This window comes from Neisseria blantyrii (genome assembly GCF_962747855.1).
Lineage (GTDB): Bacteria > Pseudomonadota > Gammaproteobacteria > Burkholderiales > Neisseriaceae > Neisseria > Neisseria viridiae.
Window position 1 is genome coordinate 129,182 of sequence record NZ_CAUIZY010000001.1, and the last position, 13,196, is coordinate 142,377.

Consider the following 13,196-nt stretch of genomic DNA (forward strand, 5'->3'; position numbering starts at 1 on the left):
CCGAAATGGACAGATTAACCCCCGAGCAACGCAAAAAATGTATGCAGTCCAACAAAAGCAAAGGGACGAAACCCGAGCTTGTGTTGGTAAAAGCGATGTGGGCTTTGGGGCTCAGGTATCGGAAAAACAGCGGAAGCATTTTTGGAAAACCTGATTTTTCATTTAAAAAATACAAAGTTGCCGTGTTTGTCGATGGCGAGTTTTGGCACGGCAAGGATTGGTAACGGAAAAAAGCGGAAATAAAGGTCAACCGCGAGTTTTGGATTGCCAAGATAGAACGCAATATCCGGCGGGATGTGGAAGTAACAGGCCGTTTGAAAGCCGAGGGCTGGACGGTTTTACGTTTTTGGAGTAACGATGTCGTTAAAAATGCAGGCTGCCATGCCGAAAAAGTCAGACAAGCCGTCCGCGAAAAACAGGGATTGTCAAAATTTCAAACGGGAGAAAAATAATCTCCCCTTACAGTTGACGGATAAAAGCTGCAATTTGGATATAAGTATACGGCAGGAAAGAAAAAAAACTTTGATTTTTTCTTTTTTCTCCGGTGCGGGCTTTTTGGATTTGGGCTTCGAGTTGTCAGGATTTGATATTGCCTTTGTTAATGAAGTCCATCCCCCATTTTTGGAAGCATATAAATACTCTCGAAGCAGAATGGATATCCCGAAGCCTAAATACGGATATTTTGAGGGTAGTATTGACGAATGTCTTTATGCTGAGAAAGCAAAAGATTTGGCTGGCTGGGTTAAAAAGGAAAAACAAAATGGCATTATTGTCGGATTTATCGGAGGTCCCCCATGTCCGGATTTTTCTATTGCAGGGAAAAATAAAGGTAGGGATGGGGAGAATGGTAAGTTATCACAAAGTTATGTGGATTTAATTTGTAAAAACCAGCCTGATTTTTTTGTATTTGAGAATGTGAAAGGACTATATAGGACTGCCAAGCATAGGGAGTTTTTCAATGCGTTGAAACGGCAACTTTCTGATTTTGGATATGTATGTACTGAAAAACTCATCAATGCCATCGAATACGGCGTACCGCAAGACAGGGAAAGGATTATCCTAGTGGGTTTTTTGAGTCAGCATGTCGATGCTTTGCAGAAGTTTGATTGGGATGCTCATATTTCATTCCCTGATGCCTTGGAAAAAGATTGGCCTACGACAGAAGAAGTAGGAAGAGTGGTCAGTCAGCCTGCAAACATATACCCCGAGTTGACCGTTCAGTATTGGTTCGATCGCAATGGTGTGGATACGCACCCGAATGCGAGCAAACACTTCCAACCAAGAGCGGGTTTAGAAAAATTCCAAACCATAAGCGAAGGGGATGATAAAAAGAAGTCCTATAAACGCCTACACCGCTGGCGTTATTCCCCGACTGCCGCATACGGAAATAACGAAGTCCACATTCATCCCTATCTGCCAAGAAGGATTTCCGCTGCGGAGGCATTGGCAATACAGTCTTTGCCGAAGGAGTTTGAGCTGCCTGATAACATGACATTGAGCAATATGTTCAAAACCATAGGCAACGGTGTACCGTTTTTGGCAGCAAAAGGGATAGCGATGACACTAAAATCTTATTTGGAGAATCACTATGAGCGGACAAAAACTGACGGCTGCTAATTTGGTCAGTGCGATTGATAGCTTGAAAAAGAATGTCAATTATAACTATGTGAACAGCTCAAATACGCATACCATACAAATCGTCCATGTTGAAAAACCGGAAGGTCCGATTAAGATTAAAAGGGGAGATACGGAAACTTCGATATCGAAACAAGCAATTTGGCGGTTGGCAGATGCGTTGTCCACGGGGGAGCCTGTCAATGTGGACAGGGTGTTTGGCGCAAGTTATAACTTTCGTTCCGCACTGGAGGCATTGCTTGCCCATACACCCGAAATTTACTGGTGCAAATTGCAGCGGATACAACCGGGTCTGAATAAAAGCGAGGTGGTGGAAGGGCACAAGCACATTATTTGGCTTCCCTATAGGCCGCATGAAAAAGGCGTAATGAAGGAATATGAGACAGATGTCGTTATTTCGGAAATCCCCTCCAACAATGTGGTTTACGATGCTTTATCCCTTCCTTCAACCCATTCAGAAATAGATATAGATGTAAAACGCCGCCACGTGCAAATACAGATTGCCCTTTCAGCAATAGGTTTTCAACTTGGTTTCAGGACGTGGATTGCGAGAAACGACCAAGGTATTAGTTATGGGGATAAGAAAATTGCCGATTTGGACGGTATCGTACAAAAGATAGAAAGCGAGAAACTTATCAGTTCGTTTGACGGCGCGGTTCAGGCCGCAATGCATATTGATTGCATCTGGTTCAGGAATGGAAAACTGATGCCGGCGGTGATGGAGGTGGAACATAGTACGGGTGTACGTTCCGGCCTTGCACGGATGAAGCAGTTGAAAGACCTGTTGCCACCATATGCTAATACGCGCTGGGTTATCGTTGCTCCTGATGAAGATAGGGATAAAGTTTTTAAAGAAGCGAATGTTCCGATGTTTAAAAATTTAGATACCCAATATTTTCCTTATTCCGCAGTTGAAGAGTTGTATTCCTTGTGCATTCGCCGGAAATTGACAAATAAAGCCGTCAATGAAGAATTTTTAGACTGCTTTATGGAAAAATGTGTAATGTAATTTACACTCGGTTACCCTTAAGTTGTCCAATCAAATTTAATCTTTAGGAAAAACATGCAATTCTCCTACTCATGGCTGAAAACCCAAGCCGATACCGAACTTTCCGCCGATAAGCTGGAACATCTGTTAACCATGTCCGGCTTGGAAGTGGAAGAAGCCGAGACTGCTGCGCCTGCGTTTACGGGCGTGGTAATTGCCGAAGTGAAATCCGTTGAGAAACATCCTGATGCCGACCGCTTGAACGTTACCCAAGTTGATGCCGGTACGGGCGAGTTGGTTCAGATTGTGTGCGGTGCGCCGAATGTCAAGCCAGGCATTAAAGTGCCGTGTTCGTTGCCGGGTGCGGTGTTGCCGGGCAATTTCAAAATCAAGCCGACCAAGATGCGCGGCGTGGTGTCGAACGGGATGTTGTGTTCCACCGACGAACTCGGTCTGTCTGATGACGGCGTGAACGGCTTGCACATTCTGCCGCAAGACGCTCCCGTCGGCGCAAATATCCGCGAATATCTGGATTTGGACGATACGGTGTTCACGCTGAAAATCACGCCGAACCGTGCCGACTGCCTGAGCATCAAAGGCATCGCGCGCGAAGTGTCCGCATTGACGGGTTGCGCGTTCAAGCAGCCTGCAATCCATGTTGCGCCAATCACGGGCAGCCGCAAACAGCCCGTGCAGATTGATGCGCCTGCCGATTGTGGCCGCTTTATCAGCCGCGTGATTGAAAACGTGAACGCGCGCGCCGCTACGCCGGATTGGATGAAGCAGCGTTTGGAGCGTAGCGGCATCCGCAGTATTTCCGCGCCGGTGGACATTGGCAACTATGTAATGCTGGAAATCGGTCAGCCGATGCATGTTTTTGATGCCGACAAACTTTCAGGCAGCCTGCACATCCGCCGTGCGCGTGAAGGTGAAACGCTGGAATGCCTGAACGAGAAAACCGTTTCCCTGTCTGAAAATACGCTGGTAGTGGCCGACGAAAAAGGCGTGTTGAGCTTGGCAGGCCTGATGGGCGGCGCGGCGAGCGCGGTTTCAGACGGCACACAAAATATCGTGCTGGAAGCGGCTTGGTTTGCGCCTGAAATCATCGCAGGGAAATCGCGCCAATATGGTTTTGGTTCGGATTCGTCGTTCCGCTTTGAGCGCGGCGTGGATTACCGTTTGCAGGCCGATGCCATCGAACGCGCTACCGAATTGGTTTTGCAAATCTGCGGCGGTGCGGCAGGAGAAATGGTGGAAGCGCAGGGTGAATTGCCCGAAGCGAAGCAGGTCGAATTGCGTTTGGGCCGTCTGAAAACCGTGTTGGGCGTGGACATTCCTGCCGAACAGGTGGAAACCATTTTGCAACACCTGGGTCTGCAGCCTGAGAAAACGGCGGAAGGCTTTCGCGTTACCGCGCCGAGCTTCCGTTTCGATATCGAAATTGAGGCTGATTTGATTGAAGAAATCGGACGCGTTTACGGCTATGAAAACATCCCCGACGATTACACGTCAGGCCGTCTGAAAATGCTGGAACTGCCCGAAACACGCCGTCCGCGTTTTGCCGTTTACAACGAAATGGCGGCGCGCGGCTACCACGAAGTAGTCAGCTATGCCTTCGTTGACGAGCAGTGGGAACAAGATTTTGCCGCCAATGCCGATCCCATCCGCCTGCAAAACCCGCTGGCGGCGCAATATGCCGTGATGCGTTCTACGTTGATTGGCGGCTTGGTGGAAATTTTGCAAAACAACCTGAACCGCAAGCAAAACCGCGTGCGCGTGTTTGAAATCGCCCGCGTGTTCGGCAAAGGTTCAGACGGCCGGTTTGTCCAAAACGAGCGCATCGGCGGTCTGTGGTACGGCGCGGCAATGCCGGAACAATGGGGTGAAAAAACGCGCAACGCGGATTTTTACGACATCAAGGCCGATGTAGAAAATCTGTTGAAAAACAAAGTAGTCGAGTTCGTTAAAACCGGACATCCCGCCCTGCATCCCGGACGCGCCGCCAATATCGTTTCAGACGGCAAAGTTATCGGCTTTGTCGGCGAACTGCATCCGAAATGGCTGCAAAAATACGACCTGCCGCAAGCGCCGCTGGTATTTGAAATTGATATGGAGGCTGTGTTGGAATGCGGGAAAACGCGCTATCGGGCCGTATCGAAATTCCAGCCGGTGCGCCGCGATTTGGCGTTTGTGATGCCGGAAGCTATGAGCCATGATGATTTGCTGCTTGTCTTGAAAGGCGCGGCAAACAAGTTGGTACAGGAAATCAGCGTGTTTGACGTGTATCGCGGCACGGGCCTGCCTGAAGGGATGAAGAGCGTGGCGGTCAAAGTGATTTTGCAGGATATGGAAAACACGCTGACGGATGAGGCGGTTGAACCGCTTATCGGGAAACTGATTGGCGCGGCAACGGCGGCAGGGGCGCGGCTTCGCAGTTAAGAAATAAATATTCGCTTGAATTTTAAATAAAAATTGGTAATAATCCACAACTGTTACAACAGAAGGTAATCATATGACTCTCACTAAAGCCGAATTGGCCGATATTTTGGTAGACAAAGTCAGCAACGTCACCAAAAACGATGCCAAAGAAATCGTCGAACTCTTTTTTGAAGAAATCCGCAGCACTCTGGCGCGCGGCGAGGAAATCAAAATTTCCGGTTTCGGTAATTTCCAGTTGCGCGACAAGCCGCAACGCCCGGGCCGCAATCCGAAAACCGGCGAGGAAGTGCCGATTACCGCCCGCCGCGTGGTAACTTTCCATGCCAGCCAGAAACTCAAAGGCATGGTGGAACACTACTATGACAAACAACGTTGATTTGACGCTTCCCGCAAAACGCTATTTCACGCTGGACGAGCTGTGCGGACTGTTGCAAATCAGCCCCTATGGTTTTGCGCAATGGCAGCATGATCACGGTGTGGTTGTCGGTTACGGCGGCGAACGCTACACCCGTTTGGATGTGGTGAAACTGTTGAAACTGAAGAGTACGTTTGCGCCGTATGCAGAAGGTGCGGAATCGGGTTCGGACGGCAACCGTCCGGTTACGCTTCAGGAAATCGGAGACGGTCTGAAAGACCTGTTGGCTGATTTTGATAAGGAATTGTGCTGATTTGAGGCCGGTTGCAGGTATGCAGCCGGTTTTGTTTTACACGCTAAAAAATAAGGGGCTGTCCTAGATAACTAGGATAAACTCGATTTTACTAATTGTTTTAAAATGGAAATTTGAACTTTTATCTCACTGTTGTTAAAACGCCGTTCGCACTCCTTTAAATACAGCTCAAAATGCTCTTTGGGAATGCCGTTAAACTTGCGTAAATGACGTTTTGCCCGGTTCCCAAAGTTCCCAATTCCATCGATATGGTTTTGTCGTTCAGCAAAATGTGTGCTGTGATTGATACGAAAACGAAGTTTCAGCGAAGCTAAAATGGCTAAATTCGCCCACATCCAATACATCATAGCTACGATAACAATCCGTATAAACAATGCTGTCAGGTTTCACCTGTTCACGGATAATAGGAAATAAAGTAGCGGTTTGAGTATTCGGTACAGCAACCGTATAAACCTTATATATTGCGTCCTATCAGAGGGGCGCATTACTTTTCTTACCATTTCGCTTCAAAAGACCGAATACGGCGACTTTACCGGCAGCACCGCGTTTGCCTTTGCGTTGCCCGCCAAAATAACTTTCATCTGCTTCTGCTTCGCCATCAAACATTTCCAAATGCGGACTGTTTTGATAAATAAGTAATCGTACACGATGAAAATAATAGGCTGCGGTATTTTTATTAACGCCTACTAACTCTGCTGCTGTTCTTGCAGTTACACCTGCAACAAATAGCCCAATGAGTTTATTTTGTTTATACCGGCTTAGACGACTTTTTCTCATAGGGATAATTCTAACTTAATTTGAATTTCCCTAGTTATCTAGGACAGCCCCTAAAGTTATGATACCTCCAAAGCCTAAATATATCGCAAATATTATTTGCATAATCGTTGTTTGCAGAAAGTTAGAACCCGTTATCACGTCTTGGATAAAGGCCAAAACTATTGTGATTCCGAAAATTAAAAAGAAAAATTTCGGAATCCTCATCCTTTTCTGAAACCTGATTGCGGTATCCATGGCTTTGTCTTTGTCATTTAAGTTTGTGTTCATGTTTTTAACTTTCTTTGTTGCTAGAATCCTTTTTAAATTGCAGACTTTACCAGTAATATTTGCTTCTCAACTGACAGGCATATTAAATGCCCAACCATAGACCTACTTTCATTCCAGTATCTATGCCAATACATTTAGCATATACAATACCAAAACCCAACGATAATAGGCAATCAATTGGTAAAATAGAATATATACCTATGCAGGAATATATATCCGTGTATACAAACGGAAATTGAAAATGTCTCCGATATAATCGGAGACATTTTGAATTGGCACGCCCACGGGGAATCGAACCCCGGTTACCGCCGTGAAAGGGCGATGTCCTAACCGCTAGACGATGGGCGCATATTGTGTGTCTTGTTGGCGCACCCGGAGCGATTCGAACGCCCGACCCTCTGGTTCGTAGCCAGATACTCTATCCAACTGAGCTACGGGTGCAGCACAATCACTTGTTCAAGTGATTAAGAAAGCGTAATAATACGGATTTATCTGAGTTCTGTCTATTGTTTTAGACTTTTATTTTCAGTTATTTTTTAAATAATTGATTTTAAAATAAACTATTTTTCGACGCAAGTTGCAGCAATTCTGCCGCATGTTGCTGCGTCGTATCGGTAATGATTTCCCCGCCCAACATACGGGCAACCTCTTCGATCCGTTGGATTTCATCCAATATACTGATTTCGCTGACGGTTTGCTCTCCCTCGCTGTGCTTGCGCACCCGCCAGTGGTTTTCGCCGCAGGATGCGACTTGCGGAAGATGGGTAACGGCAAGCACCTGATGTTTTCTGCCCAACGCACGCAAGGCTTTGCCGACCATTTCGGCTACCCCCCCTCCAATACCGGTATCGACCTCATCAAAAATCAGGGTGGGAACTTGGGTATATTGGCTGGCAACAACCTGTAAGGCAAGGCTGATACGCGCCAATTCGCCGCCGGAGGCGACTTTGTTCAGCGGGCGGGGCGGATTGCCCTTGTTGGCGGCAACTTGAAACTGTACCTGCTCCAAACCGTGTGCCGTCGGGGAAGACGGCAGCAGAACGATGTCGAAACGTGCGCCTTTCATAGCGAGATGCTGCATATTTTCCGTTGTCTCTTCGCCAAGCCTGCCGGTAGCCTGATGCCGCATGGCGGAAAGGATGTGGGCGGCTTCCTGATATTCGGCAAGGTTGCGGGCAACGGTTTGCGTCAATGCTTCCAAATCGGCGGCAGCTTGAAGGCTTTGCAGGCGTTCTTCGATTTCTTCCAACTTGGCAGGCAACTCTTCGGGCTCGATACGGTATTTCCGCGCCATCCCCATCAGTTCGCCCATACGCTGTTCCTGTGCCGCCAATTCATTGGGGTTGATGTCGCTGCGTCCTGCCACATCGCGCATATTGGCACTGATTTCGCCCAATTCGGCCTCGATGCTTGCCAACATATTCAGGCTCTCGGCAAAGCGCGGCTCGATGTTTTGCAGATTGACCAATAGTTTTTGACATTGATAGATATGGCGTTGGATGCCGTTGTCGCCGTCAATCTTGCTTCCGACTTCTTCGGCGGCCTGCAACAGCTCGGCAGAATGGGCAAGGCTGTCGTGGCTTTGGCTGAGGGTTTCCCATTCGCCTTGTTTAATGCCCAACTGATTCAGTTCGTTAAACTGCCATTCCAAACGCTCACGCTCAATGATGATGGTCTCGGCGTGTTCCTGCGCCTCTTGAAGGGCTTTTTTCGCATTGACCCAATTTTGATAAAGCTGCCTGACGGTTTCCGCCTGCACCTTGCTGCCCGCAAATGCGTCCAACAATTCGCGCTGGGCGGCTTCCTGATTAAGCGAATGATGGGCGTTTTGCCCGTGGATGTCGATAAGCTGCCCGCCGACGGCTTTAAGCTGCGCCAAGGTAGCCGCCTGATTGTTGATAAAGCTACGGCTTTTGCCTTTGGCATCGATGATACGGCGGATGCTGAGTTCTTCTTCTCCGTCGTTTAAAAGCCCCTGTTCATACAATTCTGCTTTTAAAACAGGCAAATGGGAAATATCAAACAATGCCGACAATTGGGCTTCTTTTGCACCGTTGCGGACTTGGCTGTAATCGGCCTTGTCGCCCAACAGCAGACCAATCGCATCCAAAGTAATGGACTTGCCTGCGCCGGTCTCGCCGGTCAAGACGGTAAAACCGCTTTGAAAATTCAGATTCAGATTTTCGACAATGACAAAATCACGCAAAGAAAGTGTTAGAAGCATTGTGAGGATTCCTTAGCAATTCTACCGACAAAAGCAATATCAACTTTAGATATACGAATTATAACTAAGATTTTTTAAATTAAAAATAAGTTTTTCCTTAATTTTGCTTAGTGCTTGTTTTTATCTGCTTATTTGTTGCAATGCCGTCTGAAGCAATGTGCGTTTCAGACGGCATTTGGAATTTCAGTTGGGCAGGGTATCGGACGGTACGGTTTCCGGCTCTTCTTCATCCGCAGGCGGCATTTCTATCAAATCGGGCAAAACCAGTTCGCCCAGTTCAGTCAGCGGTGGCAGTTCTTCCAAACCGTCCAAGCGCAAATCGCTGAGAAACGTTGCCGTTGTTGCCCACAATGCGGGTTTTCCCAATGTGTCCCGATGTCCGATGACTTCAATCCACCCCCGATCCTGCAAGGTCTGCATCACGTTCTGCGACACCGCCACGCCGCGTATGCCTTCGATGTCGCCGCGCGTTACGGGCTGCTGGTAGGCGATAATCGCCAGTGTTTCCATCACGGCGCGGGAATAGCGCGGCGCACGCTGTTCCTGAAGGCTGCCCAGCCGCTCGAATGCCGTCTGAACAACCTGAAAACGCCAGCCCTCTTGCGTATGCACCAGTTGCAACGCCCTATCCTGCCAACGCGTTTTCAACTGCGCCAATACATCAATCAGTTTGTCTTGCGACAGCGGCGGCACACACAGTTCGCGCATGGATTTTTCGTTCAGGGGTTCGGTTTGGGTCAGAAGCGCGGCTTCAATCAGCGCGTCGGGAGAAATTTTGTCGGTCATACGGGTATCCGTGCTGAAACGGCATGGGTTTGGATATGCCGTCTGAAATCGGTTGGAATGGGGAGAAGCTGCCTGAAAAATATTTTTCAGACGGCATTCTTTATGCTTCCGAGGGTTTCTGTCCTTTCCATTCTGCTTTTCTTGCCTCACGCAATGCCTTGAGTTCGGCTTCTTTCTGACGGGCTTTTTTGAGCCACATTTCCCATTGGTTCGGCGTTTCAAGGGTGATTCTGCCGATTTTGCCTTCGCGGAAGTCGGTGAGGATGTTTTCGGCAGCTTTTTGGTAATTGACCCGTCCGCCGCTGAGGACTGCGCCGCGTTTTTTGGCTATCCATTCGAGCCACGAGTTGTCATCCCAGTGGCTGCTGGGGTCTTTGTCGGCTTGGTAGCGTTCTTGCAGCATGGGGAGGTAGTGGCGGCGGAGGTAGTCTAAGAGTTCGAGGGCGACTTCTTCTTCGTCCAGCGCGTTGCGTCCGACCGCGCCGCCGGCGGCGAGGTTGTAGCCGCCTTCTTCGACGATGATTTTCGGCCACAGCATTCCGGGGGTGTCGTAGAGCCAGAAGTCGTCGGTGAGGAAGAGGCGTTGTTCGGCTTTGGTGATGCCGGGTTCGTTGCCGGTTTTGGCGGATTTTTTGCCTATCATGCCGTTGATGAGGGTGGATTTGCCGACGTTGGGAATGCCGCAGATGAGGACACGCAGGGGTTTGTCTATGCCTTGGCGGTGGGGAATCATGGCGCGGCAGGCTTGAGTGATTTTGCCGTGCGCGCCGGTTTCAGAGGAATCAAGGGCGATGGCTCGGGTGTCGGGGCGGCTGTTGTAGTGGTCGAGCCAGATTTTGGTGCGTTCGGGGTCGGCAAGGTCTTGCTTATTTAAAATTTTGAGTTTGGGCTTGCCTTTGGAAAGCTGCGCCAACAGTGGATTTTCGCTGGAGGCGGGCATACGCGCGTCCAGCATTTCAATCACCATATCAACGCTTTTTGCACGCTCGGCGATGGCTTTTTTCGCCTTGTTCATATGGCCGGGAAACCATTGGATTGCCATGTCTGTTCTTTCTTCTCAATATTTGAAATGCCGTCTGAAACGGAGGACGGGGTTTCAGACGGCATAATGGTTTGACGGGATTAGCGGCCCGACAGGTTTTGTGCCTGTCTGTGCCGTATCAGCAATTCGTAACGCCCTTTCAACCTTCGGGCGAGTTTTTCGACAATATAGACCGAACGGTGCTGCCCGCCGGTACAGCCGATGGCGACAGTAACATAACTGCGGCTTTCGTCCTCCAAACGCGGCAGCCAACGCGTAACAAACCTTTCGATGTCGTCAACCATTTCCTGCACAAGCGGCTGCCCGTCCAAATAATCCCAAACGGGCTTGTCCATACCGGTGTAAGGCCTCAACTCGGGATCGTAATACGGGTTGGGCAGGCTGCGCATATCAAACATAAAATCGGCGTTGTTCGGCACACCGTATTTGAATCCGAAGGACTCCAAAACCACCAGCAGTCCGGTACGCTCAACCCTCAGCCACTGCCGGACTGCATGGCGGAGCTGTTGGGCATTCATCTTGGAAGTGTCGATACAGTAGGCGATTTCCTTAAGCGGGAACAGCCATTCGCGCTCTTTTTTCAGGCTTTCCAACAGCGTCATGTCCTGACCGGCCAGCGGATGTCCGCGTCGGGTTTCGGAAAAGCGGCGGACCAGCACGGCCTCTTCCGCCTCGACAAACAAAACTTCAACCCTGTGTCCGAGTCCGCGCAGATAGGCAATCTGCTCGCGCGCTTGGGCAATGTCTATGCCGGAACGCACATCGACGCTGACCGCCAATTCGGTTTCGTCCGCACGTTCGATATGGTACGACACCAGCGACGGCAGCATTTCCAAAGGCAGGTTGTCCACGCAAAAATAGCCCAAATCTTCCATTTGGCGCAGTGCAACGGATTTGCCCGAGCCGGAAAGCCCGCTAATCAGGACGATTTTCATGATTCTGTTCGTTTTCTTTAAGTTGCGTCTGATGGCGTTCCAAAAATTCGCGCGTACTGTCTTTGCCGCGCAACTGCAAAATGTAATTGCGTACCGCCGCCTCAACCAAAACGGCGAGGTTACGTCCGACGGCGACGGGCAGCGTTACCGAACGGACGTTGACGTTGAGGATGGATTCTGTTTCCGTACGTATGCTCAATCGGTCGAGCTGTTTCATGTACTCATCGTCTGCGGCAACCAGGTTGATGATGAGTTGCAACACTTTTTTCGGCCGGATAGAGGTTTCGCCGAAAATATGGCGGATATTGAGTATCCCCAAGCCGCGCACTTCCAAAAAGTCGCGCAACATGGGCGGACAACGCCCTTCCAATGTTTCCGGACCGATGCGGAACAGCTCGACCGCATCGTCGGCAATCAGGCTGTGGCCGCGCGAAATCAACTCTAATGCCAATTCGCTCTTACCCAACCCCGAATGTCCGGTAATCAACACGCCGATTTCAAACACATCGAGAAATACGCCGTGTTTGACGGACGATGCCGCCAAGGTGCGTTGCAGGTAAATCCGCAACACGTCCATCAGATAGGGGCTTTCGAGTTTGGAAGTCAGCAGTGGAATATCGTTTTTGTGGCAGTAGTCGCGCAGACCCGGGGAAACCGGCAAGCCGTTTGCCACAATGACCAAAGACATGGAAATATCAAACAGGTCGCCGAATTTGTAACCGATTTCACCCGATTCGAGGCGGTTCAGATATTCCGACTCCGCCAAACCGACCACTTGGATTTGGTTGGGATGGATGAAATTCAGGTGTCCGACCAAGGCGAGGACGGGCTTGTCTGCCTCTACGCCGATACGGTTGTCCGCCCCCGAATTGCCGGCGGCCCAGGCGAGTTGCAACTTGTATTGGTTGTCGTCAAACAGCCGGCGGACGGAGATACTGGGCATATTATTCTTCAGTCAGGATGGCGCGGGCTTCTTCCACAGAAGAAACCGTCATCAGCGATTCGCGGATGCTTTTTTGGGAAAACTTGCCGGCCAGTTTGGATAAAACCTCCAAATGCTCGCCCGTTGCGTTTTCCGGCACCAGCAAGATAAAAACCAGTGAAACCGGCTTGCCGTCGGGCGCGTCGAATACGACGGGTTCGCGCGTGCGGATGAACGCGCCCGTCGCCTGCTTCACGCTTGCGTGGCGGCCGTGCGGGATGGCGACACCCTGCCCCAAACCGGTCGAACCGAGTTTTTCACGGGCAAAAAGACATTCGAAAACATCAGTATGAGGCAATGATGCCTCGCGTTCCAAAAGCAGGCCCGCTTCCTCAAACAGCCTTTTTTTACTGCCCACCTCCATATCCAAAACAATATGGGACAAAGGCAAAATTTCGCCGATAAGGCTCATAAGCTTCTCTTTTCAGACATCGCAAAACAGAAGGATTGTAC

12 protein-coding genes, 2 tRNA genes and 2 pseudogenes are annotated in these 13,196 nt (G+C 49.6%); 6 read left to right on the forward strand and 10 right to left on the reverse strand.

Features of this window, described 5'->3' with window-relative positions; all coding sequences use genetic code 11:
• Positions 1-5: 5 nt before the first annotated feature.
• From Q9J80_RS00710 to Q9J80_RS00735, 6 genes and pseudogenes are all read left to right on the forward strand, one after another.
• Positions 6-452: pseudogene (locus tag Q9J80_RS00710) on the forward strand (very short patch repair endonuclease).
• Between the two features lie 70 nt (positions 453-522).
• Entirely contained in the window at positions 523-1,617 is a 1,095-nt protein-coding gene (locus Q9J80_RS00715) for a DNA cytosine methyltransferase (protein WP_039404921.1), read from the forward strand.
• Positions 1,589-2,644: a type II restriction enzyme NmeDI gene (locus tag Q9J80_RS00720; protein ID WP_500796401.1), complete on the forward strand. Its 1,056-nt coding sequence runs from the start codon at positions 1,589-1,591 to the stop codon at positions 2,642-2,644. Before Q9J80_RS00715 ends, Q9J80_RS00720 begins: the two co-directional genes overlap by 29 nt.
• A gap of 54 nt (positions 2,645-2,698) precedes the next feature.
• Positions 2,699-5,062 carry a phenylalanine--tRNA ligase subunit beta gene (pheT, locus tag Q9J80_RS00725; protein WP_301673548.1) on the forward strand — a complete coding sequence of 788 codons (2,364 nt, stop codon included), beginning with the start codon at positions 2,699-2,701 and terminating at the stop codon, positions 5,060-5,062.
• A 73-nt stretch (positions 5,063-5,135) separates the two neighbouring features.
• Positions 5,136-5,438, forward strand: coding sequence for an integration host factor subunit alpha (locus Q9J80_RS00730; RefSeq protein WP_003675494.1), 303 nt, complete (start codon positions 5,136-5,138; stop codon positions 5,436-5,438).
• Positions 5,422-5,730, forward strand: a complete 309-nt coding sequence (locus Q9J80_RS00735; RefSeq protein ID WP_301673549.1) for a hypothetical protein — start codon at positions 5,422-5,424, stop codon at positions 5,728-5,730. Before Q9J80_RS00730 ends, Q9J80_RS00735 begins: the two co-directional genes overlap by 17 nt.
• Before the next feature lie 71 nt (positions 5,731-5,801).
• Here Q9J80_RS00735 and Q9J80_RS00740 read toward each other — a convergent pair.
• From Q9J80_RS00740 to ptsN, 10 genes and pseudogenes are all read right to left on the reverse strand, one after another.
• Positions 5,802-6,507 (reverse strand): annotated as a pseudogene (locus Q9J80_RS00740) (IS1595 family transposase).
• Between the two features lie 540 nt (positions 6,508-7,047).
• A tRNA-Glu gene (locus Q9J80_RS00745) sits at positions 7,048-7,122 on the reverse strand.
• Between the two features lie 16 nt (positions 7,123-7,138).
• Positions 7,139-7,215 (reverse strand) — tRNA-Arg (locus Q9J80_RS00750).
• A gap of 109 nt (positions 7,216-7,324) precedes the next feature.
• On the reverse strand, positions 7,325-8,998 hold the full coding sequence (recN, locus tag Q9J80_RS00755; RefSeq protein ID WP_304672660.1) for a DNA repair protein RecN: 1,674 nt from the start codon (positions 8,996-8,998) through the stop codon (positions 7,325-7,327).
• Positions 8,999-9,181: 183 nt separating this feature from the next.
• Positions 9,182-9,784: an SMC-Scp complex subunit ScpB gene (gene scpB / locus Q9J80_RS00760; protein ID WP_301673551.1), complete on the reverse strand. Its 603-nt coding sequence runs from the start codon at positions 9,782-9,784 to the stop codon at positions 9,182-9,184.
• Complete coding sequence (locus Q9J80_RS00765; protein ID WP_300905493.1) at positions 9,750-9,881, reverse strand: hypothetical protein; 132 nt, start codon at positions 9,879-9,881, stop codon at positions 9,750-9,752. The genes scpB and Q9J80_RS00765 overlap by 35 nt, the downstream gene beginning before the upstream one ends.
• Positions 9,882-9,884: 3 nt before the next feature.
• Positions 9,885-10,826 carry a ribosome biogenesis GTPase YlqF gene (ylqF, locus tag Q9J80_RS00770; RefSeq protein WP_301673552.1) on the reverse strand — a complete coding sequence of 314 codons (942 nt, stop codon included), beginning with the start codon at positions 10,824-10,826 and terminating at the stop codon, positions 9,885-9,887.
• Between the two features lie 80 nt (positions 10,827-10,906).
• Positions 10,907-11,761 carry an RNase adapter RapZ gene (gene rapZ, locus Q9J80_RS00775; protein WP_107819676.1) on the reverse strand — a complete coding sequence of 285 codons (855 nt, stop codon included), beginning with the start codon at positions 11,759-11,761 and terminating at the stop codon, positions 10,907-10,909.
• The gene (gene hprK / locus Q9J80_RS00780) at positions 11,742-12,704 is read right to left on the reverse strand and encodes an HPr(Ser) kinase/phosphatase (protein ID WP_118820066.1); all 963 of its coding nucleotides are present in this window, start codon (positions 12,702-12,704) and stop codon (positions 11,742-11,744) included. The genes rapZ and hprK overlap by 20 nt, the downstream gene beginning before the upstream one ends.
• A 1-nt stretch (position 12,705) precedes the next feature.
• The gene (gene ptsN, locus Q9J80_RS00785) at positions 12,706-13,155 is read right to left on the reverse strand and encodes a PTS IIA-like nitrogen regulatory protein PtsN (RefSeq protein WP_301673553.1); all 450 of its coding nucleotides are present in this window, start codon (positions 13,153-13,155) and stop codon (positions 12,706-12,708) included.
• Positions 13,156-13,196: the final 41 nt, after the last annotated feature.